At 55.5% G+C, this 22925-nt stretch carries 37 protein-coding genes and 1 pseudogene; 34 read left to right on the top strand and 4 right to left on the bottom strand.

Going from position 1 to position 22925, the window contains the following annotated elements; translation table 11 throughout:
- Positions 1–14 precede the first annotated feature (14 nt).
- From bioH to AACR14_RS02840, 4 genes are all read left to right on the top strand, one after another.
- A complete protein-coding gene (gene bioH, locus AACR14_RS02855) occupies positions 15–779 on the top strand; it encodes a pimeloyl-ACP methyl ester esterase BioH (protein WP_019445043.1) in 765 nt (254 codons plus the stop codon).
- A gap of 71 nt (positions 780–850) precedes the next feature.
- The gene (locus tag AACR14_RS02850; protein ID WP_005340632.1) at positions 851–1084 is read left to right on the top strand and encodes a flagellar basal body rod C-terminal domain-containing protein; all 234 of its coding nucleotides are present in this window, start codon (positions 851–853) and stop codon (positions 1082–1084) included.
- A gap of 1 nt (position 1085) precedes the next feature.
- Positions 1086–1853 (top strand): putative metalloprotease CJM1_0395 family protein, encoded by a 768-nt coding sequence (locus AACR14_RS02845; RefSeq protein ID WP_019445042.1) that lies wholly within the window; start codon positions 1086–1088, stop codon positions 1851–1853.
- Between the two features lie 85 nt (positions 1854–1938).
- Positions 1939–2217: a hypothetical protein gene (locus AACR14_RS02840; protein ID WP_005340630.1), complete on the top strand. Its 279-nt coding sequence runs from the start codon at positions 1939–1941 to the stop codon at positions 2215–2217.
- 70 nt (positions 2218–2287) lie between these two features.
- Here AACR14_RS02840 and AACR14_RS02835 read toward each other — a convergent pair whose 3' ends face one another.
- Positions 2288–4597: a Tex family protein gene (locus tag AACR14_RS02835; RefSeq protein WP_026034894.1), complete on the bottom strand. Its 2310-nt coding sequence runs from the start codon at positions 4595–4597 to the stop codon at positions 2288–2290.
- A 191-nt stretch (positions 4598–4788) separates the two neighbouring features.
- Positions 4789–5262, bottom strand: coding sequence for a transcription elongation factor GreB (gene greB, locus AACR14_RS02830; protein WP_019445040.1), 474 nt, complete (start codon positions 5260–5262; stop codon positions 4789–4791).
- 249 nt (positions 5263–5511) lie between these two features.
- On the opposite strand from greB, the gene ompR reads away from it, so the two are divergent.
- Together ompR and envZ are read left to right on the top strand one after the other, a co-directional pair.
- Entirely contained in the window at positions 5512–6234 is a 723-nt protein-coding gene (gene ompR, locus AACR14_RS02825; protein WP_005340625.1) for an osmolarity response regulator transcription factor OmpR, read from the top strand.
- Complete coding sequence (envZ, locus tag AACR14_RS02820) at positions 6231–7541, top strand: two-component system sensor histidine kinase EnvZ (RefSeq protein ID WP_019445039.1); 1311 nt, start codon at positions 6231–6233, stop codon at positions 7539–7541. Before ompR ends, envZ begins: the two co-directional genes overlap by 4 nt.
- Before the next feature lie 37 nt (positions 7542–7578).
- Here the strand turns inward: envZ and AACR14_RS02815 are convergent, their stop codons facing one another.
- Positions 7579–8493 carry a DMT family transporter gene (locus tag AACR14_RS02815; RefSeq protein WP_005355344.1) on the bottom strand — a complete coding sequence of 305 codons (915 nt, stop codon included), beginning with the start codon at positions 8491–8493 and terminating at the stop codon, positions 7579–7581.
- Positions 8494–8849: 356 nt separating this feature from the next.
- Between AACR14_RS02815 and rpsJ the strand changes: the two genes are divergently transcribed.
- The 28 genes from rpsJ (at position 8850) to rplQ (ending at position 22473) form a co-directional block, all read left to right on the top strand.
- On the top strand, positions 8850–9161 hold the full coding sequence (rpsJ, locus tag AACR14_RS02810) for a 30S ribosomal protein S10 (RefSeq protein ID WP_005307944.1): 312 nt from the start codon (positions 8850–8852) through the stop codon (positions 9159–9161).
- Between the two features lie 22 nt (positions 9162–9183).
- The gene (gene rplC, locus AACR14_RS02805) at positions 9184–9816 is read left to right on the top strand and encodes a 50S ribosomal protein L3 (protein WP_005340620.1); all 633 of its coding nucleotides are present in this window, start codon (positions 9184–9186) and stop codon (positions 9814–9816) included.
- A 17-nt stretch (positions 9817–9833) separates the two neighbouring features.
- Positions 9834–10439: a 50S ribosomal protein L4 gene (gene rplD / locus AACR14_RS02800; protein ID WP_005340616.1), complete on the top strand. Its 606-nt coding sequence runs from the start codon at positions 9834–9836 to the stop codon at positions 10437–10439.
- Complete coding sequence (gene rplW / locus AACR14_RS02795) at positions 10436–10738, top strand: 50S ribosomal protein L23 (RefSeq protein ID WP_005307955.1); 303 nt, start codon at positions 10436–10438, stop codon at positions 10736–10738. Before rplD ends, rplW begins: the two co-directional genes overlap by 4 nt.
- A gap of 15 nt (positions 10739–10753) precedes the next feature.
- Positions 10754–11575, top strand: a complete 822-nt coding sequence (gene rplB, locus AACR14_RS02790) for a 50S ribosomal protein L2 (protein ID WP_005340614.1) — start codon at positions 10754–10756, stop codon at positions 11573–11575.
- A 22-nt stretch (positions 11576–11597) separates the two neighbouring features.
- Entirely contained in the window at positions 11598–11876 is a 279-nt protein-coding gene (gene rpsS / locus AACR14_RS02785) for a 30S ribosomal protein S19 (protein WP_005307960.1), read from the top strand.
- A gap of 10 nt (positions 11877–11886) precedes the next feature.
- Positions 11887–12231, top strand: coding sequence for a 50S ribosomal protein L22 (gene rplV, locus AACR14_RS02780; protein ID WP_005319741.1), 345 nt, complete (start codon positions 11887–11889; stop codon positions 12229–12231).
- 3 nt (positions 12232–12234) lie between these two features.
- Positions 12235–12948, top strand: a complete 714-nt coding sequence (gene rpsC, locus AACR14_RS02775; protein WP_005307962.1) for a 30S ribosomal protein S3 — start codon at positions 12235–12237, stop codon at positions 12946–12948.
- A gap of 13 nt (positions 12949–12961) precedes the next feature.
- Positions 12962–13375 carry a 50S ribosomal protein L16 gene (gene rplP, locus AACR14_RS02770; protein WP_005340612.1) on the top strand — a complete coding sequence of 138 codons (414 nt, stop codon included), beginning with the start codon at positions 12962–12964 and terminating at the stop codon, positions 13373–13375.
- On the top strand, positions 13375–13566 hold the full coding sequence (gene rpmC / locus AACR14_RS02765) for a 50S ribosomal protein L29 (RefSeq protein ID WP_005307965.1): 192 nt from the start codon (positions 13375–13377) through the stop codon (positions 13564–13566). Before rplP ends, rpmC begins: the two co-directional genes overlap by 1 nt.
- Positions 13566–13814: a 30S ribosomal protein S17 gene (rpsQ, locus tag AACR14_RS02760; protein ID WP_005307966.1), complete on the top strand. Its 249-nt coding sequence runs from the start codon at positions 13566–13568 to the stop codon at positions 13812–13814. The genes rpmC and rpsQ overlap by 1 nt, the downstream gene beginning before the upstream one ends.
- 147 nt (positions 13815–13961) lie before the next feature.
- On the top strand, positions 13962–14330 hold the full coding sequence (rplN, locus tag AACR14_RS02755) for a 50S ribosomal protein L14 (protein ID WP_005307975.1): 369 nt from the start codon (positions 13962–13964) through the stop codon (positions 14328–14330).
- Positions 14331–14341: 11 nt separating this feature from the next.
- Entirely contained in the window at positions 14342–14659 is a 318-nt protein-coding gene (gene rplX / locus AACR14_RS02750; protein ID WP_005307977.1) for a 50S ribosomal protein L24, read from the top strand.
- 13 nt (positions 14660–14672) lie between these two features.
- On the top strand, positions 14673–15212 hold the full coding sequence (gene rplE, locus AACR14_RS02745) for a 50S ribosomal protein L5 (protein ID WP_005331162.1): 540 nt from the start codon (positions 14673–14675) through the stop codon (positions 15210–15212).
- Positions 15213–15222: 10 nt separating this feature from the next.
- Positions 15223–15528 (top strand): 30S ribosomal protein S14, encoded by a 306-nt coding sequence (gene rpsN / locus AACR14_RS02740; RefSeq protein WP_005340609.1) that lies wholly within the window; start codon positions 15223–15225, stop codon positions 15526–15528.
- Between the two features lie 21 nt (positions 15529–15549).
- Positions 15550–15942, top strand: a complete 393-nt coding sequence (gene rpsH / locus AACR14_RS02735) for a 30S ribosomal protein S8 (RefSeq protein WP_005307980.1) — start codon at positions 15550–15552, stop codon at positions 15940–15942.
- A gap of 13 nt (positions 15943–15955) precedes the next feature.
- A complete protein-coding gene (gene rplF / locus AACR14_RS02730) occupies positions 15956–16489 on the top strand; it encodes a 50S ribosomal protein L6 (protein WP_005340607.1) in 534 nt (177 codons plus the stop codon).
- A 9-nt stretch (positions 16490–16498) separates the two neighbouring features.
- Positions 16499–16852, top strand: coding sequence for a 50S ribosomal protein L18 (gene rplR, locus AACR14_RS02725; RefSeq protein WP_005340606.1), 354 nt, complete (start codon positions 16499–16501; stop codon positions 16850–16852).
- Between the two features lie 14 nt (positions 16853–16866).
- A complete protein-coding gene (rpsE, locus tag AACR14_RS02720) occupies positions 16867–17367 on the top strand; it encodes a 30S ribosomal protein S5 (RefSeq protein WP_005340605.1) in 501 nt (166 codons plus the stop codon).
- A gap of 6 nt (positions 17368–17373) precedes the next feature.
- Positions 17374–17553: a 50S ribosomal protein L30 gene (gene rpmD / locus AACR14_RS02715; protein ID WP_005307985.1), complete on the top strand. Its 180-nt coding sequence runs from the start codon at positions 17374–17376 to the stop codon at positions 17551–17553.
- Positions 17554–17555: 2 nt separating this feature from the next.
- Positions 17556–17993, top strand: a complete 438-nt coding sequence (rplO, locus tag AACR14_RS02710) for a 50S ribosomal protein L15 (RefSeq protein WP_019445038.1) — start codon at positions 17556–17558, stop codon at positions 17991–17993.
- Between the two features lie 8 nt (positions 17994–18001).
- A complete protein-coding gene (gene secY / locus AACR14_RS02705) occupies positions 18002–19330 on the top strand; it encodes a preprotein translocase subunit SecY (RefSeq protein ID WP_005340602.1) in 1329 nt (442 codons plus the stop codon).
- 27 nt (positions 19331–19357) lie between these two features.
- Positions 19358–19471: a 50S ribosomal protein L36 gene (gene rpmJ, locus AACR14_RS02700; RefSeq protein WP_005319705.1), complete on the top strand. Its 114-nt coding sequence runs from the start codon at positions 19358–19360 to the stop codon at positions 19469–19471.
- A 139-nt stretch (positions 19472–19610) separates the two neighbouring features.
- On the top strand, positions 19611–19967 hold the full coding sequence (rpsM, locus tag AACR14_RS02695; RefSeq protein WP_005307991.1) for a 30S ribosomal protein S13: 357 nt from the start codon (positions 19611–19613) through the stop codon (positions 19965–19967).
- A 14-nt stretch (positions 19968–19981) separates the two neighbouring features.
- Positions 19982–20371: a 30S ribosomal protein S11 gene (gene rpsK / locus AACR14_RS02690; protein ID WP_005307993.1), complete on the top strand. Its 390-nt coding sequence runs from the start codon at positions 19982–19984 to the stop codon at positions 20369–20371.
- 39 nt (positions 20372–20410) lie between these two features.
- On the top strand, positions 20411–21031 hold the full coding sequence (gene rpsD / locus AACR14_RS02685) for a 30S ribosomal protein S4 (RefSeq protein WP_005340600.1): 621 nt from the start codon (positions 20411–20413) through the stop codon (positions 21029–21031).
- Between the two features lie 25 nt (positions 21032–21056).
- On the top strand, positions 21057–22046 hold the full coding sequence (locus tag AACR14_RS02680; protein ID WP_005307997.1) for a DNA-directed RNA polymerase subunit alpha: 990 nt from the start codon (positions 21057–21059) through the stop codon (positions 22044–22046).
- Between the two features lie 43 nt (positions 22047–22089).
- Positions 22090–22473 (top strand): 50S ribosomal protein L17, encoded by a 384-nt coding sequence (gene rplQ, locus AACR14_RS02675; protein WP_005307999.1) that lies wholly within the window; start codon positions 22090–22092, stop codon positions 22471–22473.
- 187 nt (positions 22474–22660) lie between these two features.
- Here rplQ and AACR14_RS02670 read toward each other — a convergent pair.
- A pseudogene (locus AACR14_RS02670) lies at positions 22661–22771 on the bottom strand (gamma carbonic anhydrase family protein); the annotation flags it as partial.
- Positions 22772–22925: the final 154 nt, after the last annotated feature.

Raw genomic sequence — 22925 nt, 5'->3', positions numbered from 1 at the left:
GATCTTGAGTCTAGATGAGCATATCGGTAGAGCAGTTTGGCCAGGGGCCCGATCTGGTGCTGTTGCACGGTTGGGGGATGAACGGCGCGGTCTGGCATGGTATTGCCCAGCAATTGGCGCTCCACTACAGGGTTCATCTGGTGGATTTGCCCGGTTTTGGCAACAGCCCGCTGGCAGACCAGGTGGATTACAGCCTGCCCTGGCTTGCCGAGCAGGTGGTCGCCATCTTGCCGCAGAAGAGTCATCTGCTTGGCTGGTCGCTCGGCGGTCTGGTGGCAAGCCAGTTGGCGCTGACGTATCCCGATCGGCTGCACTCCCTGATCACGGTGGCCAGCTCCCCCTGTTTCATGGCCCGTGATGAGTGGCCGGGGATCGCCCCCAAGGTACTGACCGGCTTCAACCAGATGCTGGCGGGGGATTTTCGCCAGACCATAGAGCGCTTTCTGGCGATCCAGGCCATGGGCAGCGAACATGCCCGGGACGATATCCGTCAGTTGCGCCACTGGCTGGCCGAGCGGCCGGCGCCCGAGTTTGCCGCACTCGAGGCCGGACTGACGCTGTTGGCCGAGATTGATCTGCGCGAACCGCTGCTGGAGCTCGATCTGCCCTGGTTGCGGATCTATGGGCGACTGGATTCATTGGTACCCAAGGCGGCCATTCCCCTGCTGGATGATCTCTACCCTGCCAGCCGTAGCGTGACCCTCAATAAGGCCTCACACGCACCTTTTATCTCCCACCCTGACGAATTCATTGAAATCGTTCGAGATTTTGTTGGCTAAAAAACAGCCTGCAAGCTTCATTAATCCTCTGGTCTGGCGGATAATTAAGTTGTGACCAGAGGAGTAACATCATGCGTATTGATTCTGCTTTCAACAGCGGGGTACAGGGATTTCAGCGAGCCGAGCAGATTGCCGACAAGGCATCCAATCAGATCGCCCGCCTCAACACCCCCAGCGGGGATCAGGTGCAAGTGACCGATGAGCTTGTCAATCTCAAGGTGGCCGAGCAGCAGGCTGGCGCTTCCGCCAAGGTAGTGCAGACTGCCAGCGATATGATGGGAACCCTGATCGACATCCGGGTGTGAGATGAACATCAATGTCAGTCTGCCTCCCCTTATCCCGACACAGCTGCAACCTCAGGTGGAAGCGGCGAGGACGGATAATCGCCGGGCAGAACTGATCCCTCAGGCCCGAGCGGGCCAAGCTTCCGTTGCCGAATCTGAAGTCGGCTCCCAGAAAGAGAAATCCAAAGCCGCTCAGGCCTCCAGCAATCAGACCTCCCAGAACAGCCGTGAAACCGGGCAATTAGCCCCGACGACACTGCCAGATAATCGCTTTGTCGAGGCCACCGGTGAGGATGGGCAGCGCAAGCAGCAAGATCCCAAACAGCAGGAGCAGCAACAGCGGCAAGAGCAGCAGGTTCAGGATTTTGTCGAGCGTGACAAGGAGGTGCGCACTCACGAGCAGGCGCACCAGTCTGCGGGTGGAGAGTACGCCAGCTCGCCCACCTATCAGTTTACGCAAGGGCCGGATGGCAAGCGTTATGCTACGGGTGGCGAAGTCCAGATCGATACCAGTGTCGTACCCGGTGACCCTGCGGCTACCATCGCCAAGATGCAGCAGATCCGCGCTGCAGCGCTGGCGCCTGCCGAGCCTTCCGCGCAGGATCTGGCCGTCGCGCGCAGCGCCGCCGCGAGTGAAGCCAAGGCGCGCAAAGAGCTGATGGCCGAGCAGAGCGCGAAATCGGGCGGTGTGCTGAGCGCCTATATGGACAAGCGCAACAGCGTCATCGCGGGCCACTATCGACAGGCTGTCAGCCCGGCCTCGACCCAGTCCCTCAGTCTGCATATCTGAGTCACCCTCGCCAAACTTTCAGCTGCTTTGCCTGTTTTGCAACTAACCTGAAGATCAGGCCCATTCCAATTTCACAGGAGCTGTCATGCATTTCGATGAAGTCAAAGCGGAAGATTTCACCACCTTCTCCCGTGTACCGCCCCCCCACCTGCAGATGGAGCAGTTTCTGATGCAGCTTGGAGGAGGGGGAACTGAAGGAACCAGTTTCAAGAAGAAAGTGATGCTGGCGGCTGGCTGGAGCCACACCGGCGTCGTCTCTTACGGCAAGTATCCGCAAGAGGCCTGCAAGGCATTTAACCGACTGCGGGAGGTGCTGGCCCAGCATGGAGAGCCCGAGAGCATTCTTGCTGCCCTGGCGCAGTGATCCAGAGCTTCGCGTGTAAAAAAGCCCCTTGCGGGGCTTTTTGCATTCAGAGGTGTTCTGGAAGGTGTCGTTACTTTTTCGCTTTGGAGAGCGCTGCCGCGAAGGCGTTGCCCATGGCACCACCCATAGGGGGGCTTTGCCGAGGCTCATTTCTTGGTTTGGTGTTGCCAGCACTGCTGTTGCGCGCTTCAGCCGGCTTGCGGGCAGCTTGCCCCGCTTTCTCGTCGAGGCGCATGGTGAGGCTAATCCGCTTGCGCGGGGCGTCCACTTCCAGCACCTTGACCCGCACAATGTCGCCCGCCTTGACCACCTCGCGGGGATCCTTGATGAAGCGGTCGGTCAGGGAGGAGATGTGCACCAGCCCGTCCTGATGAACACCGATATCGACGAAGGCGCCGAAGTTGGTGACGTTGGTGACCACCCCTTCCAGTACCATCTCTGGCACCAGGTCGCTGATCTGCTCCACCCCTTCCTTGAAGGTCGCGGTTTTGAACTCGGGGCGCGGGTCGCGGCCCGGCTTGTCCAGCTCGCCGATGATGTCGGTGACGGTAGGTACGCCAAATTGCTCATCGGTGTAATCGGCCGGTTTCAGGCTGCGCAGCAGGCTGCTGTTGCCGAGCAGGCTCTCCACGGTCTGCTCCAGCTTGGCGAGGATCCGCTCCACCACCGGATAGGACTCCGGGTGCACCGCCGAGCTGTCGAGGGGATTGCTGCCGCCGCGAATGCGCAGGAAGCCGGCGCACTGTTCGAAGGCTTTAGGGCCGAGCCGGCTCACTTTCAGCAATTGCTGACGGCTCTTGAATGCGCCGTGCTCATCCCGGTAGGCGACGATGTTCTGGGCCAACGTCTGGGATAGGCCGGAAACCCGGTTGAGCAGGGCGACCGAGGCGGTGTTCACATCGACCCCGACCGCGTTCACGCAATCCTCGACCACGGCATCCAGTCGGCGGGCCAGCTGGCTCTGGCCGACGTCGTGCTGATACTGGCCCACCCCGATGCTCTTGGGGTCGATTTTGACCAGTTCGGCCAACGGGTCTTGCAGGCGGCGGGCGATGGAGACGGCGCCACGGATCGAGACGTCGAGATCCGGGAACTCCTGGGAGGCGAGTTCGGAGGCGGAGTAGACCGAGGCTCCCGCTTCGCTCACCACTATCTTCTGCGCCTTGGCGGCGGGGTAGCGCTCGAACAGGTCGCTGACCAGCCGGTCGGTCTCCCGCGAAGCGGTACCGTTGCCGATGCTGATGAGCTCGACCTTGTGTTTCTGGCACAGCTCGCTCAGGGTCTTGAGGCTTTGATCAATCTGGCGTTTTGGTTCGAACGGATAGATGGTGGCGTGATCGACCAGCTTGCCGGTGGCATCCACCACGGCAACCTTGACCCCGGTGCGGATGCCCGGATCCAGCCCCATGGTGCAGCGCATGCCCGCCGGGGCAGCCATTAGCAGATCCTTGAGGTTCATGGCGAACACCTTGATTGCCTCCTCCTCTGCCGACTCGCGGATACGGCCGATCAGCTCGGTCTCCATCTGAAGCGACAACTTGATCTTCCAGGTCCAGCTCACCACCCCATGCAGCCATTTGTCGGCCGGACGGTTCTGCAGATTGAGCTTGAGGTGGTGGGCAATGATCCCTTCGCAGGGGCTGGCACTCTCGTCGTCACCGGTGACCAGCGCCAGATTGAGGATCCCCTCATTGCGGCCGCGCAGCATGGCCAGCACCCGGTGAGAGGGGGCCTTGTGCAGGGGTTCGTCGTGTTCGAAATAGTCCTTGAACTTGGCCCCTTCCTGCTCCTTGCCTGCCACCACGCGGGCGCGCAGGGTGGCATTTTGCCACAGGTAGTCGCGCAGCTTCTCCAGCAGGTCGGCCTGCTCGGCGAAGCGTTCCATCAGGATATAGCGGGCGCCGTCGAGGGCTGCTTTGCTGTCGGCAATGCCCTGTTCGGGATTGAGGAAGGCGGCCGCCGCTTGCTCGGGATCCTGCATCGGGTCGCTGAGTAGCAGGTTGGCCAGCGGCTCCAACCCGGCTTCGATCGCCATCTGCCCCTTGGTGCGGCGCTTGGGTTTGTAGGGGAGGTAGAGATCTTCCAGCCGAGTTTTGCTGTCGGCCTCGTTCAGCTCACGGGCCAATTCTGGAGTGAGTTTACCCTGCTCCTCGATGGAGCGAATGATCACCTGACGGCGATCTTCCAGTTCACGCAGATAGCCGAGGCGGCTCTCCAGAGTACGTAGTTGGCTGTCGTCCAGACCGCCGGTCACCTCTTTACGGTAACGGGCGATAAAGGGCACGGTCGAGCCTTCATCCAGCAGGCGCACTGCGGCCTGCACCTGCTCCGGGCGAGCATGGAGCTCACCGGCAATCTGTCTCTCTATGGTTTGCATCATGATGTTGTTGAGGGCCTCTGTGGTCGAGTCCGCGCCATCAGGCGCCAAGTGTGAGCACTATATGGGGTCGTGTTGCGGGATGCCACCCTGCGCCGGGGTCTGCACCCGTCAGACTGATAAAGTTGCAGGGGAGGGCGTTTATCTTGCCATTGCACCTGTGACTCAGGATGTGCCTGTGGCAAGCAGTCCGGCTATTTGGGGTAGCAGATCTCGTTGATATACCAGCAGACGTCACCAACTGGCGTACGGACGATGGCCTCATCGCCGACCTCTTTCTTGAGCAGGGCGCGGGCCATGGGGGAGTCGATAGAGATGTAATCCTTGCGCTCGAAGATCTCGTCATAGCCGACGATGCGAAAGCGCTTGGTCTCGCCCTCATCGTTTTCCACCTCGACCCAGGCGCCGAAGAAGACCTTGCCCTCCTGCGCGGGGGCATAGTCGACGATCCCCAGCTCTTCGAGGCATTTGCGCAGGTAGCGCACCCGCCGGTCGATCTCCCGCAGCCGCTTCTTGTTGTACTGGTAGTCGGCATTTTCGCTGCGATCCCCCAGGCTGGCGGCCCATGCCACCTTCCTGGTGACCTCGGGGCGCTCCTGACGCCAGAGGAAATCGAGCTCTTCTTTCAGCTTGTTGTAGCCTTCGCGGGTGATCAGCTTTGTCTTCATGGTGATGCGGACCTGGTCAAAGAGGGGTATTCATCGCTAACTGCTCGGGAATATTAGCTTTTGCCCTCTTGCTGTCGAGGGAAATCGTGATGGCTCGGCTGGCGCCATTCAGGGAGTGGATGGCCAGCGCAGTGACTTGATGGTCGTCACGCTCTCGGGATGGGTAATAACCGGTAACATATTTGTGCTTTGCTCCCGCTATATCCCCCCCTAGTATTGGGGGCAGCTAAAGAATGAAGAGGCAAAGCAATGAGTCAGCAGCAATACAAGGTCCTGGTCGTGGACGATGACCTGAAATTACGTTCCCTGTTGGAGCGCTATCTCACCGAGCAGGGATTCGTAGTACGCGGCGTGGCCAATGGCGAGCAGGCCGATCGCTTGCTGACTCGTGAAAACTTCAGCCTGATGGTGCTCGACCTGATGTTGCCGGGGGAAGATGGACTCTCCATCTGCCGCCGTCTGCGGGAAGCGGGCAACCAGATCCCGGTGTTGATGCTCACCGCCAAGGGGGATGAAGTGGATCGCATCGTCGGGCTCGAGATGGGGGCCGATGACTATCTGCCCAAGCCGTTCAATCCCCGCGAACTGCTGGCGCGGATCCGTGCCGTGCTGCGCCGCCATACCGTCGAGCTGCCGGGGGCCCCCTCGGCTGCAGAGAAGGTGGTCAACTTCGGTGCTTTTCAGCTCAATCTGGCGACCCGCGAGCTGAGCCGGGATGGCGAGCCTATGGCGCTCACCAGTGGTGAATTTGCGGTGCTGAAAGTATTGGTCAGCCATCCGCGTGAACCGCTCTCCCGCGACAAGCTGATGAATCTGGCCCGTGGCCGCGAATACACCGCCACCGAGCGCAGCATCGACGTGCAGGTCTCTCGTCTGCGCCGCCTGCTGGAGCAGGATCCGGCCCAGCCCCGCTACTTGCAGACCGTGTGGGGTCTGGGGTATGTGTTCGTGCCAGATGGTGACGGTGCATGAAAAAAGTCGGCAGCATGTTCTCACGCATGCTCTGGTTTCTGGCCGCCGTTCTGGTGGTCTATCAAGCGGTCTCCTACGTCACCTTCTACAACTATCTGCTGGCGCCCACCGTCAAGCAGATCAGTCACTTGCTGGCCAATCAGGTCAAGCTGATCTTTCCGGTCAACACTGAACAACTGGCGCTGAGTGAAGATGCCGAGGCGCTGGTCTATGTGACGACCGGTACCGACATCTATACCCAGAGCGAGGCGGTGCAGCATGGCTTCAACGATGCCAAGCCGTACCCCTATCTGGAGGAGAACATCAGTCGCGAACTGGGTGGCCCGGCCAAGGTGCGGGTCGAGATCCAGGATCACTACATCATCTGGATCCAGCCGCCGCAGGCCAGCAAAATCTGGGTGCGGATCCCGCTGACCGAGATCGAAGATGACGATATCGAACCCCTCATCATCTATCTGAGCGTGCTGTTGGTGATCACCCTGTTTGCGGCCTGGCGCTTTGCCCGGCAGTTGGTGCGCCCGCTCGAGGATCTCGAGGCTGGTGCCGTTGCTGTTGCCAGGGGCCATTTCCCCGAGGCGCTGGGGGAGTTGGGCTCAAGGGAGGTGCGGCGACTGACCCGCACCTTCAACCATATGTCGCACTCCATCAAGAGCCTAATCGAAGAGCGTAACCTGATGATGGCGGGGGTTTCCCACGATCTGCGCACTCCGCTGACCCGCATCCGGCTGGCCACCGAGATGATGTCCTCTGGTGACGAGTACCTCAAGGAGAGCATCAACGCCGACATCGATGAGTCCAATGCAATCATCGATCAGTTCATCGACTACATCCGCCCGGACGAGGGGCAGGATTTGGAGCCGATCGACCTGACCCAGCTGGTGCACGATACCTTGCTGATCTACTCGGAGCAGGGGTTGGAGGTTGATCTGGCGCTGCCGCAAGAGGCGGTGCGGGTGGCCTGCAATCCGGTCAGCATCCGGCGGGTGTTGAACAACCTCTCAAGCAACTCGCAGCGTTACGGGGCGAGCCGCTTGTATGCCGAGTTGAAGGACGATGGGCACTGGGTGCGCTTGCGCCTTTCCGATGATGGCCCCGGCATTCCGGAGCAGGACTACTCCCGGGTGCTCAAGCCGTTTACTCAGGGTAATGTGGCGCGAACTGTTGGCGGCAGTGGCTTGGGGTTGGCCATCGTGGCCAAGATAGTCGCCCAGCACCACGGCACTATCCGGTTGGGACGTTCGGAGCTCGGCGGCCTGCTGGTCGAGATGCGGCTGCCGAAACATCAGCCACAGGAGTGGATGGATTGAGAGAAGGGCGTATCCGTGGATACGCCCTTCTGCATGGTCAGCTCTTGGTTTCGACTGATGCTCGATAGCGTTTGCCGTACTTGAGCTGCTGGATCAGCAGGGCGGCAACGATGAGCGCCAACCCGATGGGGGTGGCCGGATGGATGGCTTCGCCGATCAGCAGATTGAGCAGCACCAGTGAGGCAAACGGCGAGATAAAGATGAGGTTGCTGATGGGGGCCGTGTTGGTGGCATGGCGCAGCGCCATCAGCCAGAGCACGAAACCGAAACCCATTTCGAACAGTCCCACATAGATGGCTCCAGCCCATCCCTGCCAGGCGGTCATGGCAAAATCGGAGAGCAACCAGGTCGCCACGACGATAAAAGGCAGGCTGATCATAAAGCCGAGCAACAGGCTGACAATGGGATCGCCCTGATTGCGGGTGTTGAGGATCCAGTAGCTGGCCCAGATGAGAGTCGAGACCAGCGCCAGCGTCACGCCGAGGGGGCTGTCGAACTGCAGGCCGAATACATCGCCTCTAGTGGCGATCACAAGTGCGCCAAAATACCCCAGCACGATGGCGACGCCATCACGCCGACGCAGCTTCTGGCCGAGGAAGGGGACGGCCAGCAGACTGAGAGTGATAGCCCAGGTGTAGTTGAGGGTCTGTGCCTGCTGGGCAGGCAGCAGGTCATAGGCCTTGAACAGCAACAGATAATAGAGAAAGGGGTTCAGCACACCCAGAGTCAGGTAGTAGAAAGGGCGGGCCTTGATGTAGCTTCCCAGCAGCGGCAGTTTGCCCTGTTTGGCGACGACGGCTGTCAGCGTGAGAGTCGAGGTGAAGGCGGCCACAAGCAACAGTTGCACAGGTTCGAAATAGGCGAGGGAGATCTTGAAGGCTGTGGCGACCGTCGACCAGAGGGCAACGGCGCAAAGGCCATACTGATAGGCTTTCTTTTGATCTTTGAGCATGGGATGTCGTTCCACTGACAGAGGCAAGCGCACAGTCTACCAGTCTGCTTGTAACATTGTCGTTACCTTGGTGTCGGCAGCAGAGTGTGTTGCCGCAGGCGAGATCCATCTGTCACATAAAACTGCGCATAATCTGTTCGCTCTCCCTTGCGCAAATTTGAAAAATCCGTATAATCCCCTCCGCTTACCCATGAGGTAAGCCAGACGATATGTCTGCTGCTGAGTTTCCTGTTTACAGGAGCCAGCCATACAGTCCTCCCGATATGGGGGGAAACGTGAAAAATCACACCTCTGGCGGGAGCAATCTCGGTCGGGCGGTGTTGATTTATGTTCTTTTATCTATTGGAGCTCTGTCAATGCAGAACCAAAGAATCCGTATCCGCCTGAAGGCTTTTGATCATCGCCTGATTGATCAATCCACTGCGGAAATCGTTGAAACTGCTAAGCGCACTGGCGCGCAGGTTCGCGGTCCTATTCCGCTGCCGACTCGCAAAGAGCGCTTCACCGTCCTGATCTCCCCGCACGTCAACAAAGATGCGCGTGATCAGTACGAGATCCGCACTCACAAGCGTCTGGTAGACATCGTTGAGCCGACTGACAAGACCGTAGACGCCCTGATGCGTCTGGATCTGGCAGCTGGTGTAGACGTCCAGATCAGCCTGGGTTAATTACGGAAAGAGGTTGATAACAATGACAATCGGTCTTGTAGGTCGCAAAGTGGGTATGACTCGCATCTTCACTGAAGATGGCGTTTCTATCCCGGTGACTGTTATCGAAGTTGAAGCTAACCGTGTAACTCAGGTCAAATCTGTAGAAACCGACGGCTACAACGCTATTCAGGTTACCACTGGCGCCAAGAAAGCCAGCCGTGTGACCAAGCCGGAAGCTGGCCACTTCGCCAAAGCTGGTGTAGAAGCCGGTCGCGGTCTGTGGGAATTCCGCCTGAACAACGGTGAAACTTTCACTGTTGGTAGCGAGCTGAAAGTAGATCTTCTCGCTGACGTTAAGCTGGTAGACGTTACCGGCACATCCAAAGGTAAGGGCTTTGCTGGTACTGTTAAGCGCCACAACTTCCGCACCCAGGATATGACCCACGGTAACTCCTTGTCTCACCGCGTTCCGGGTTCTATCGGTCAGAACCAGACTCCGGGTCGTGTATTCAAGGGCAAAAAGATGGCTGGTCACATGGGTGCTGAGCGTGTAACGACTCAGAACCTGGAACTGGTTCGTGTTGACGCTGAACGCAACCTGCTGCTCATCAAAGGTGCAGTACCGGGTGCAACCAACGGCAACGTGATCGTCAAACCTGCCGTCAAAGCGTAACGTCTGAGGAGATAGTAATGGAATTGGTAATGAAAGACGCCAAGAGCGCTCTTGAAGTTTCCGAGACTACCTTCGGGCGCGAATTCAACGAAGCTCTGGTTCACCAGGTCGTCGTTGCATATGCCGCTGGTGCCCGTCAGGGTACTCGTGCGCAGCTGACTCGCTCTGAAGTGTCTGGTGGCGGCAAAAAGCCGTGGCGTCAGAAGGGTACTGGTCGTGCCCGTGCTGGCTCCATCCGTTCGCCCATCTGGCGTTCCGGTGGTGTGACTTTTGCTGCTAAGCCGCAAGATCACAGCCAGAAAGTAAACAAGAAGATGTACCGCGGCGCTATCCGTAGCATTCTGTCCGAGCTGGTACGTCAAGAGCGCCTGATCGTTGTTGAGAAGTTCGGCATCGAAGCTCCGAAGACCAAAGAACTGATCGCCAAGCTGAAAGAAATGGAACTGACTGACGTTCTGATCGTGACTGCTGAAGTCGATGAGAACCTGTTCCTGGCTGCTCGCAACCTGTACAAAGTTGACGTGCGTGACGTTGCCGGTATCGACCCGGTCAGCCTGATCGCTTTCGACAAGGTTCTGATGACTGCTGACGCAGTTAAGCAAATCGAGGAGATGCTGGCATGATCCGTGAAGAGCGTCTGCTGAAAGTTCTGAAGGCTCCGCACATCTCTGAAAAGAGCACCATGGTTGCAGAAAAGCAGAACACTATCGTGTTCAAAGTTGCTGTTGATGCTACCAAGGCGGAAGTCAAAGCTGCAGTTGCGAAACTGTTCGAGGTCGAAGTTGAGACCGTCCGTACCCTGAACATGAAGGGTAAGACCAAGCGCGCAGGTGCACGCGTAGGCCGTCGTTCCGATTGGAAAAAGGCTTATGTGACCCTGAAAGCTGGTCAGGACATCGACTTCATGGGCGCAGCCGAGTAAGAGGAGTTCTCAAAAATGGCAATCGTTAAGTGCAAGCCTACTTCTCCGGGCCGCCGCCACGTCGTCAAGATCGTCAATCAAGAGTTGTACAAGGGCAAGCCCTTCGCCGCTCTGCTGGACAGCAAAAGCAAGTCCGGTGGTCGTAACAACAACGGCCGTATCACTACCCGTCATATCGGTGGTGGTCACAAGCAGCACTACCGTATCGTCGACTTCAAGCGCGACAAAGACGGTATCCCGGCTAAAGTAGAGCGCCTGGAATACGATCCGAACCGTACCGCTAACATCGCTCTGGTGTTGTATGCAGACGGTGAGCGTCGTTACATCTTGGCTCCGAAAGGCCTGAAAGCTGGTGACGCTATCGCTTCTGGTGCTGATGCAGCCATCAAGGTAGGTAACGCCCTGCCGATGCGCAACATCCCGGTTGGTTCTACCGTTCACGCTGTAGAGATGAAGCCTGGTAAAGGTGCCCAGCTGGCTCGTTCCGCTGGTACTTTCATCCAGATCCTGGCTCGTGAAGGTAACTATGTAACTCTGCGTCTGCGTTCCGGCGAAGTACGTAAAGTTCTGGCCGAGTGCCGCGCTACCATCGGTGAAGTCGGTAACTCCGAGCACATGTTGCGTCAACTGGGTAAAGCCGGTGCAAACCGCTGGCGTGGTATTCGTCCGACCGTTCGCGGTATGGCGATGAACCCGGTTGACCACCCGCACGGTGGTGGTGAGGGTCGTAACAAGGGCATGCAGCCTGTGTCCCCATGGGGCCAGAAGGCTAAAGGCTTCAAGACCCGTAAGAACAAGCGTACCGACAAGTACATCGTACGTCGTCGTAACAAGTAATTGTTAACATAGAGGAATCACCATGCCACGTTCTCTCAAGAAGGGTCCATTTATTGACCTGCACTTGCTGAAGAAGGTAGAGAAAGCGGTGGAAAGCGGGGATAAAAAGCCGGTTAAAACCTGGTCCCGTCGTTCAATGATCATCCCGAACATGATCGGTTTGACCATCGCTGTCCATAATGGTCGTCAGCACGTTCCGGTTTTCGTTACCGAAGAAATGATCGGTCACAAACTGGGTGAATTCGCACCGACTCGTACTTATCGCGGCCATGCTGCTGATAAGAAGGCTAAGAAGCGCTAAGGGATAAATGATGGAAGCTATCGCTAAACACCGTTATGCCCGTACTTCTGCCCAGAAAGCTCGTCTGGTAGCCGATCAAGTACGTGGTCTGTCCGTAGACAAGGCTCTGAATATCCTGACCTTCAGCCCGAAAAAGGCTGCAGTGCTGGTTAAGAAAGTGCTGGAATCTGCCATTGCAAACGCTGAGCACAACGAAGGCGCCGATATCGACGCGCTGCGTGTTGCTACTATCATGGTCGACGAAGGTCCCTCCATGAAGCGCATCCGTCCGCGTGCCAAAGGTCGTGCGGATCGTATCCTCAAGCGTACCGCTCACATCACTGTAGTGGTATCCGACGCTAAGGCTGGGAGATAAGCAATGGGTCAGAAAGTACATCCTAATGGCATTCGCCTGGGTATTACCAAGCCTTGGAATTCTACCTGGTTCGCGAACACCAAAGACTTCGCTGACAACCTGTACAGCGATTTTCAAGTACGCCAGTTCCTGACCAAGGAACTGAAAAACGCGTCCTTGTCCAAGATCACCATTGAGCGTCCGGCCAAGAGCATCCGTGTGACCATTCACACCGCTCGTCCGGGTGTTGTAATCGGTAAGAAAGGCGAAGACGTTGAGAAGCTGCGCAAAGCTGTAGCCACTATTGCTGGCGTGCCTGCTCAGATCAACATTTCCGAAGTCCGCAAGCCGGAGCTGGATGGCAAACTCGTTGCCGACAGCATCACTTCCCAGCTGGAGCGTCGTGTAATGTTCCGTCGTGCTATGAAGCGCGCCGTACAGAACGCAATGCGCCTGGGTGCCAAGGGCATCAAAGTGGAAGTTTCCGGTCGTCTGGGCGGTGCTGAAATCGCGCGTACCGAATGGTACCGTGAAGGTCGTGTGCCGTTGCACACCCTGCGTGCCGACATCGACTACGCAACTTCTGAAGCCCACACCACTTACGGTGTGATCGGCGTTAAAGTTTGGATCTTCAAGGGCGAAGTTCTGGGCGGTCTGGCTGCTGTTAACGCTGCCGCTGCTCAAGAGCAAGCTCCTGCAAAGCCCAAGCGTGACAACAAGCGCCGCGCTGCTAAGTAAGGAGATTCGGTAAATGTTGCAACCTAAGCGTACTAAATTCCGCAAGACCCACAAGGGTCGTAACCGCGGTCTGGCCACCTCTGGTAACGAAGTATCCTTCGGTACCTTTGGCCTGAAGGCGACATCCCGTGGTCAACTGACTGCTCGTCAAATCGAAGCAGCCCGTCGTGCCATGACCCGTCACGTTAAGCGTCAAGGTAAGATCTGGATCCGTGTGTTCCCGGACAAGCCCATCACCGAAAAGCCCCTCGAAGTTCGTATGGGTAAAGGTAAGGGTAACGTGGAATACTGGGTTTGCCCGATCCAGCCTGGCAAGGTTCTGTACGAGATGGACGGTGTACCTGAGGCTCTGGCGCGTGAAGCGTTTGCCCTGGCCGCAGCTAAGCTGTCTGTTCAGACCACTTTCGTAATTAAGACGGTGATGTGATGAAAGCCCAAGATCTGCGTCAAAAGAGCGTCGAAGAACTGAACCAGGAGCTGCTGGGCCTGCTGCGTGAGCAATTCAACATGCGCATGCAAGCGTCCACCGGCCAGCTGGCTCAGACTCACACTCTGAAACAAGTGCGTCGTGACGTCGCACGTATCAAGACTGTACTGACTGAGAAGGCAGGTGCGTAATGACTGACAAGATCCGTACTCTGCAAGGTCGTGTAATCAGCGACAAGATGGACAAGTCCATCACTGTTGCTATCGAGCGCAAGGTAAAGCACCCGATCTACGGTAAGATCATCAAGCGCACTACCAAGCTGCACGTGCATGACGAAAACAACGAGTGCAAAGCTGGCGACCTCGTGGAAATCCGCGAATGCCGTCCGCTGTCCAAGACCAAGTCTTGGACCCTGGTTGCCGTTGTAGAAAAGGCCTAATCGGTACTTTGTAGTCCAAGCGGCCCCTTTCAGGGGCCGTTTGTTTTTTAGGCTACCTTTTCTGAAAATCCTGTGTTATAGTTTCGCGCCTTTTGAAGGCAGCCAGATCCCATTAGGGATAAGAAGTAAACAAAGCGGAGCACTAAGATGATCCAGATGCAAAGTATGCTGGGTGTTGCCGACAACTCCGGCGCTCGCAGTGTAATGTGTATTAAGGTTCTGGGTGGCTCGCACCGCCGTTACGCCGGCATCGGCGACATCATCAAGGTTTCCATCAAGGAAGCCATTCCTCGCGGTAAAGTGAAGAAAGGTGATGTGTATAACGCGGTGGTCGTACGCACCCGTAAAGGCGTTCGTCGTCCGGACGGCTCTGTCATCCGTTTCGACAACAATGCGGCTGTGTTGCTTAACAACAACCAACAGCCAATCGGTACTCGTATTTTTGGCCCGGTGACCCGTGAACTGCGTAATGAGAAGTTCATGAAGATTGTGTCCCTGGCACCCGAAGTACTGTAAGGAGTCGAACGATGGCAGCTAAAATCCGTCGCGAAGACGAAGTGATTGTTCTTACCGGCAAAGACAAGGGCAAGCGTGGCAAAGTCACTCAAGTCCTGATTGCAAAAGGTAAGGTAATCGTGGAAGGCATCAACCAGGTGAAGAAACACCAGAAGCCGGTACCCGCACTGGGTCAGGCTGGCGGTATCGTCACCAAAGAAGCCCCCATCGATGTATCAAACGTAGCGCTGTTCAACTCTGCCACTGGCAAAGCTGACCGCGTTGGTTTCCGGATTGAAGACGGCAAAAAAGTCCGTTTCTTCAAATCCACCGGCGAACTTGTGAAGTAATTGGAGTTTAACGATGGCGAAACTGCATGATTACTACAAATCCGATGTAGTAAATGAACTGTCCAAGCAGTTCGGTTACAAGACTATCATGCAAGTCCCTCGGATCGAGAAAATCACCCTGAACATGGGTGTTGGTGAAGCGATCTCTGACAAGAAGTTGCTGGAAAATGCTGCTGCCGATATGGCTGCCATTTCCGGTCAGAAGCCGTTGATCACCAAAGCTCGCAAATCTGTTGCGGGCTTCAAGATTCGTGAAGGCTACCCGATAGGTTGTAAAGTAACCCTGCGTGGCGAGCGTATGTGGGAGTTCCTGGAACGGCTGATCTGCATCTCCGTACCGCGTATCCGTGACTTCCGTGGCCTGAACGCTAAAGCGTTCGATGGTCGTGGTAACTACTCCATGGGCGTGCGTGAGCAGATCATCTTCCCGGAAATCGACTATGACAAAGTCGATCGCGTCCGTGGTCTGGATATCACCATCACCACTTCCGCGAATACCGATGAAGAAGGCCGTGCTCTGCTGGCTGCCTTTAACTTCCCATTCCGCAAGTAAGGTTAGGGTTATGGCTAAAACATCCATGAAAGCGCGCGAAGCAAAGCGTGCCAAGCTGGTAGCCAAGTACGCGACCAAGCGTGCCGAGCTGAAAGCTATCATCGTTGACATGAACGCTTCTGAAGAAGCGCGTTGGGATGCTGTACTGCAACTGCAACAGCTGCCCCGTGATTCCAGTCCGTCCCGCCAGCGTAACCGTTGCAATATTACTGGTCGTCCGCACGGTTTCCTGCGCAAGTTTGGCCTGTCTCGCATCAAGGTGCGTGAGCATGCCATGAAGGGCGAAATTCCGGGCCTGAAGAAGGCTTCTTGGTAACGAATCTCGGGAGTTAGACTTATGAGCATGCAAGATCCGATCGCGGATATGCTGACCCGCATCCGTAACGGTCAGGCGGCGAGCAAAGTTGCGGTTTCCATGCCTTCTTCCAAGCTGAAAGTGGCTATCGCCAAAGTGCTGAAAGAAGAAGGTTACATCGCTGGCTACTCCGTAGCTGGTGACGTGAAGCCGGAACTGGAAATTGAACTGAAATATTTCCAGGGCAAGCCAGTTGTAGAACTGATCCAACGCGTGAGCCGTCCAGGCCTGCGTATTTACAAGCGCACTACTGATCTGCCGAAAGTTATGGGCGGTCTCGGTGTTGCTATCGTGTCCACGTCTAAAGGTGTGATGACTGACCGTGCTGCTCGCAAAGCAAGCATGGGCGGTGAGATCATCTGCTACGTCGCTTAATAGGAGGTAGGAAATGTCTCGTGTTGCTAAGGCACCCGTCACTATTCCTGCTGGCGTAGAGGTGACTCTGAACGGCCAGGAACTGACCATCAAAGGTGGTAAAGGTTCTCTGGTTCGCTCTATTCACGCCGGTGTAGAAGTGACCAAAGAAGACAATGTACTGAAGTTCGCCCCGCGCGGCAGCATCGCTGGTGCTGACGCTCAGGCCGGTACTGCCCGTGCATTGGTCAACAACATGGTAATCGGTGTTACCCAAGGCTTCGAGCGCAAGCTGCAGCTGGTTGGTGTAGGTTATAAAGCCTCCATCAAGGGCAATGCTGTTGCGCTGGCTCTGGGCTTCTCTCACCCGGTAGAGCATGCGCTGCCGGCTGGTGTGACCGCTGAGTGCCCGACTGCTACAGAAATCGTTCTGCGTGGCGTCGACAAGCAGCTGGTTGGCCAAGTCGCCGCCGATATCCGTGCTTACCGCGCTCCGGAGCCCTACAAGGGCAAGGGTGTACGCTATGCCAACGAGCAAGTGCGTACTAAAGAAGCTAAGAAGAAGTAAGGTAACACTATGGACAAGAAAGCAGCTCGTCTCCGTCGTGCTACTCGTGCTCGGAAAAAGATGCAGGAACTGGGAGCTACCCGTCTGGTTGTTCACCGTACCCCGCGTCATATCTATGCGCAGGTTATTGCAGCCAACGGTTCCGAAGTTCTGGCCTCTGCTTCCACAGTAGAGAAAGCCATCAGTGAAGCTCTGAAATACACCGGTAACGCAGATGCTGCTACCGCTGTAGGTAAAGCTATCGCTGAGCGTGCTATTGCCAAAGGCGTTCAGAACGTATCTTTCGATCGTTCCGGTTTCAAGTATCACGGTCGCATTGCTGCCCTGGCAGCTGCCGCACGTGACGCTGGTCTTCAGTTCTAAGCTAGGAGTCGAAGATGGCTAAAGTCGAATCTCAAGCCGGCGAACTGCAAGAAAAGCTCATTGCAGTAAACCGTGTTTCGAAAACTGTTAAAGGTGGTCGTATCATGTCCTTCACCGCGTTGACCGTGGTGGGTGATGGTAACGGCCGTGTAGGTTACGGTTACGGTAAAGCCCGTGAAGTTCCGGCTGCTATTCAAAAAGCAATGGAACAGGCTAAGCGTAACCTGAACAAGGTTGAGCTGAACAACGGCACTCTGCACCACCCGGTGCGTGGTGTTCACTCTGGCTCCACCGTGTTCATGAAGCCGGCCTCCCAAGGTACTGGTATCATTGCAGGCGGCGCTATGCGTGCTGTTCTGGAAGTTGCCGGTATCCACAACGTGCTGGCCAAGACCTACGGTTCCACCAACCCAATCAACGTTGTTCGCGCTACTGTAGACGCTCTGGTTCACGGTCAATCACCGGAACAGATCGCTGCCAAGCGTGGTCTGCGCGTTGAAGAAATTCTGGGGTAATGCGACATGGCTAACACTGTAAAAGTAACTCAAACTCGCAGCTCTATCGGCCGTCTGCCAAAGCACAAGGCGACTCTGCGTGGTCTGGGTCTGCGTCGCATTGGTCACACCGTTGAGCTGGAAGATACTCCTTGCGTACGCGGCATGATCAACCAGGTTTATTACATGGTTAAGGTGGAGGGCTAAGCATGCGTCTGAACACTCTGTCTCCGGCCGCTGGTTCCAAGCCTGAAAAACAACGTCGTGGTCGTGGTATCGGCTCCGGCCTGGGCAAGACTGGTGGTCGTGGTGTTAAAGGCCAAACCTCTCGTTCCGGTGGCGGTAAAGTCCGCAACGGTTTCGAAGGCGGCCAGATGCCTTTGAAAATCCGTCTGCCGAAGTTCGGTTTCTTCTCTCGCAAATCTTTGGTTTCTGCCGAAGTGCGTCTGAACGAAATCGCCCTGGTAGAAGGTGATGTGGTCGACCTGAGCACTCTGAAGCAAGCCGGTGTTGTTACTAAGAACATCGTGTTCGCTAAAGTTGTTCTGTCAGGCAACATTGACCGTGCTGTGACCGTTCGTGGTCTGTCCGTCACCAGAGGTGCACGCGCAGCCATCGAGGCCGCTGGCGGTAAAATCGAGGAATAATCAGTACAATGGCTAAGAAACCAGGATTGGATGTTAAAGCACAGGGTGGTCTGAGTGAACTGAAGAGCCGTCTGCTCTTCGTTCTCGGGGCGATTATCGTTTTCCGTGCAGGCTCTTATGTGCCGATTCCTGGTATTGACGCCGCCGTACTGGCCGAGTTGTTCCAGCAACAGAAGGGCACCATCATTGAGATGTTCAACATGTTCAGTGGTGGTGCACTCTCGCGTGCTTCTATTCTTGCGTTGGGGATCATGCCGTACATTTCGGCATCGATCATTATCCAGCTGCTGACAGTGGTTCACCCCGCTCTTGCTGAACTCAAGAAAGAAGGTGAATCCGGCCGTCGCAAGATTAGCCAATATACCCGTTGGGGCACGCTGGTTTTGGGAACTTTCCAGGCCATTGGTATTGCAACCGGTCTGCCGAATATGATGCATGGACTCGTGACTAATCCGGGTCTGGGCTTCTATTTCACAGCGGTTGTGAGTCTGGTCACCGGTACCATGTTTTTGATGTGGTTGGGTGAGCAGATTACCGAGCGTGGGATTGGTAATGGTATCTCGTTGATTATTTTCACAGGTATCGTTGCTGGTCTGCCGCATGCCATTGGCGCTACGGCCGAACAGGCACGTCAAGGGGAATTGCACATCCTGCTGTTGTTGTTGCTGGGCTTGATTGTTTTCGCAGTGACTTACTTTGTGGTGTTCGTGGAGCGTGGTCAGCGTCGTATCGTCGTTAACTATGCCAAGCGTCAACAAGGCCGCCAGGTATTCGCCGCGCAAAGCACACACCTGCCGTTGAAAGTGAATATGGCTGGTGTGATTCCTGCGATTTTCGCGTCCAGTATCATCCTCTTCCCGGGGACCATTACCTCTTGGTTTGGTCAGGGTGAGGGTAAAGTAGCTGATATCCTGCAACAGGTCTCTATGGTCCTGCAGCCGGGTCAACCGCTTTACGAGATGCTGTATGCAGCAGCCATTATCTTCTTCTGCTTCTTCTATACCGCGTTGGTGTTCAACCCCCGCGAGACAGCAGATAATCTGAAGAAGAGTGGAGCCTTTATCCCGGGGATTCGCCCGGGCGAGCAGACAGCACGTTACATCGATAAGGTTATGACTCGCCTGACATTGGCAGGTGCGCTCTATATAACCTTTATCTGTCTGGTACCCCAGTTCTTGATGACTGCCTGGAACGTACAGTTCTACTTCGGTGGCACTTCGCTGCTGATTATTGTGGTAGTTATCATGGACTTCATGGCTCAGGTACAAACCCATATGATGTCTCATCAATATGGCGACGTCCTGAGGAAGGCCAACCTGAAGGGCTACGGCCGCTAAAGGTCGGCGTAGTTACGGAGTTAAGCAATGAAAGTTCGTGCTTCCGTTAAGGCAATCTGCCGTAACTGCAAAATCATCAAGCGTCACGGTGTGGTGCGTGTGATTTGCAGCGAGCCAAAGCATAAACAGCGCCAAGGCTAATTTTTTACGGTTAGTACTTGCAACAAATAGTTGTGCTGGCTAATATAGCCAGCCAACTTTTGTTGTGTATTGGTTGACCGCCACGTATCCGCTCACGGGCTTTGTGGTGGTCGTAATCTACTATATGTAGGAGTGAATAGTGGCCCGTATCGCTGGCATTAACATTCCTGACCATAAGCATGCAGTCATCGCTTTGACTGCGATTTATGGCGTCGGTCGTACCCGCTCCAAGGCCATCTGTGCCGCAGCCGGTATCGCTGAGAATGTGAAAATTAAAGACCTGGACGAAGCTCAGATCGAGAGTCTGCGTGAACAAGTAGGTAAATTCACCGTTGAAGGTGACCTGCGTCGTCAGATTTCCATGAACATCAAGCGATTGATGGATCTGGGTTGCTACCGTGGTTTGCGTCACCGTCGTAGCCTGCCTGTTCGTGGTCAACGTACCAAGACCAACGCTCGTACCCGTAAGGGTCCGCGCAAGGCTATCAAGAAGTAACGGGAAGGTAGAAAATGGCTAAAACTCCGACTCGTGCTCGCAAGCGCGTTAAAAAGCAAGTGAGCGACGGTATTGCGCACGTTCATGCATCTTTCAACAACACAATCGTGACCATTACTGACCGTCAGGGCAATGCTCTGTCTTGGGCTACTTCTGGTGGTTCCGGTTTCCGTGGTTCTCGTAAGTCCACCCCGTTCGCTGCTCAGGTAGCTGCCGAGCGCGCTGGTGAGATGGCCAAAGAATATGGCGTCAAGAACCTGGAAGTCATGGTCAAAGGTCCGGGTCCCGGTCGTGAGTCTTCCATCCGCGCCCTGAACGCGGCTGGTTTCCGCATCACTAACATTACTGATGTGACTCCGATCCCGCACAACGGTTGTCGTCCTCCCAAGAAGCGCCGCGTATAACGCTGTAGCTACTTGGTCTAGGATTGTTGGAGAAAGAAGATGGCAAGATATATCGGTCCTAAGCTTAAGCTTAGCCGTCGTGAGGGCACCGACCTCTTCCTGAAGTCAGGTGTTCGTGCGATTGATTCTAAGTGCAAGATTGACACTGCCCCTGGTCAGCACGGTGCGCGTAAAGCGCGTCTGTCCGACTACGGTGTTCAGCTGCGCGAGAAACAAAAAGTTCGTCGTATCTACGGCGTATTGGAAAAACAGTTCCGCAACTACTACCGCGACGCTGCCCGTCAAAAGGGTAACACCGGTGAAAACCTGTTGCAGCTGCTGGAAGGTCGTTTGGACAACGTTGTTTACCGTATGGGCTTCGGCGCTACCCGTGCTGAATCTCGTCAGCTGGTGAGCCACAAGGCCATCATGGTTAACGGTCGCGTTGTGAACATTCCTTCTTTCCAGGTTTCCCCTGAGGACGTGATCTGCGTTCGTGAGAAGGCTAAGAAGCAAGCGCGTATCAAAGCTTCCCTGGAAGTTGCTGGTCAGCGTGAGAAGCCGACTTGGGTAGAGGTTGACGCCGCTAAAATGGAAGGTGCTTTCAAGCGTCTGCCAGAGCGTTCCGACCTGTCTGCCGACATTAACGAACAGCTGATCGTCGAGCTTTACTCCAAGTAAAGCTAGCTTCTAAAGAGAGGACACAATGCTGGGTTCTGTAACAGATTTTCTTAAACCGCGGCTAGTTGACATCGAGCAAGTTAGCCCGACTCATGCGAAAGTGACTCTTGAGCCACTCGAGCGTGGCTTTGGTCACACGCTGGGCAACGCCCTGCGTCGTATTTTGCTGTCATCTATGCCCGGTTGTGCAGTTACTGAAGTCGAAATTGACGGGGTACTGCATGAGTACAGCAGCAAAGAAGGTGTACAGGAAGACATTCTTGAAATCCTGCTCAACCTGAAAGGTATCGCTGTGAAGCTGGAAGGCAAGGACGAGGTAACTCTGTCCCTGACCAAGTCTGGAACAGGCCCCGTTACCGCTGGTGATATCACTCACGGTGATGAAGTCGAGATCGTAAACCCGGAGCACGTAATCTGCCACCTGACGGGTGCCAATGCTGAAATCAGCATGCGCCTGAAAGTTCAGCGCGGTCGTGGTTATGTGCCTGCTTCTGCTCGTGTTCACAACGATGATGAAGAGCGTCCTATTGGTCGCCTGCTGTTGGACTCCGCGTTCAGCCCCATCGTTCGTATTGCCTACAATGTTGAGGCAGCACGTGTGGAACAGCGTACCGACTTGGACAAGCTGGTTATCGACATGGAGACCAATGGTACTCTGGATCCTGAAGAAGCCATCCGTCGTTCTGCCACTATCTTGGCTGAGCAACTGGAAGCCTTCGTGGATCTGCGCGATGTCAGCGTGCCCGAGAAGAAAGAAGAGAAACCCGAGTTTGATCCGATTCTGCTGCGTCCTGTCGATGATTTGGAGCTGACAGTTCGTTCTGCGAACTGTCTGAAGGCAGAAGCTATCCACTATATTGGTGATCTGGTACAGCGTACCGAAGTTGAGTTGCTTAAGACTCCTAACCTCGGTAAGAAGTCCCTGACTGAGATCAAGGACGTGTTGGCCTCCCGTGGTCTGTCTCTTGGCATGCGCCTTGAGAACTGGCCGCCCGCCAGCATCGCTGACGAGTAATCCAGATTACGGGTTTCACAGATTTAGTTAGAAGGATAAGGTCATGCGCCATCGTTTGAGTGGTCGTCAACTGAACCGGAACAGCAGCCATCGTCAGGCTATGTTCCGCAACATGGCCAGCTCCCTGGTTCGTCATGAGATCATCAAGACGACTCTGCCTAAGGCAAAAGAGCTGCGTCGTGTAGTTGAACCGCTGATCACCCTTGCCAAGACTGATAGCGTTGCTAATCGTCGTCTGGCATTTGCCCGCACTCGCGACAACGCGATCGTGGCTAAGCTGTTCAATGAACTGGGCCCGCGCTACCTGGAGCGCGCCGGCGGTTATACTCGCATTCTGAAATGCGGTTTCCGTGCTGGCGACAACGCCCCTATGGCTTATATTGAGCTGGTAGACCGCCCGGCCGCTGCTGAAGCAGCTGCTGAGTGATAAAGAAAAAGCCGGGCTTGTCCCGGCTTTTCTTTTAAGAGATTTTGATACTGCCTCAACTGCCTCAACTGCCTCAACTGCCTCAACTGCCTCAACTGCCTCAACTTACCATTCAACCTCTTCTATATAAGAACTAAGAGTTGTCCCAGAGCCTGGCGGAATAGTTAATTGCTTGCCCTGTTCACTTAGCATCATCGGCCAGCTCGATATCGCCCACCAGTGTCGCGCAGGGATCTACATACACCCGTTTGCCCAGTTGCGGGCGTTTTCCTTTATAGGGTCTCAGTCGCAAGCCCATCTTGGCCTCCTTGTTTTCGGCCATTCTAGCAATCTTGAACCGGTTTCTGTGGATAAGTTTGTATAAAAGCTGTGGCTGGATATGAATAACTAAAAAAGTGCTGTTTTTTGCAATTTTATTGCCGATAAGGGGTTGCCAGAAAGAATTCACTCCC

The organism is Aeromonas sp. 159 (genome assembly GCF_963862045.1).
In the GTDB taxonomy this organism is placed as follows: Bacteria; Pseudomonadota; Gammaproteobacteria; order Enterobacterales; family Aeromonadaceae; genus Aeromonas; species Aeromonas veronii.
This window is presented reverse-complemented; position numbering and strand designations above follow the sequence as displayed.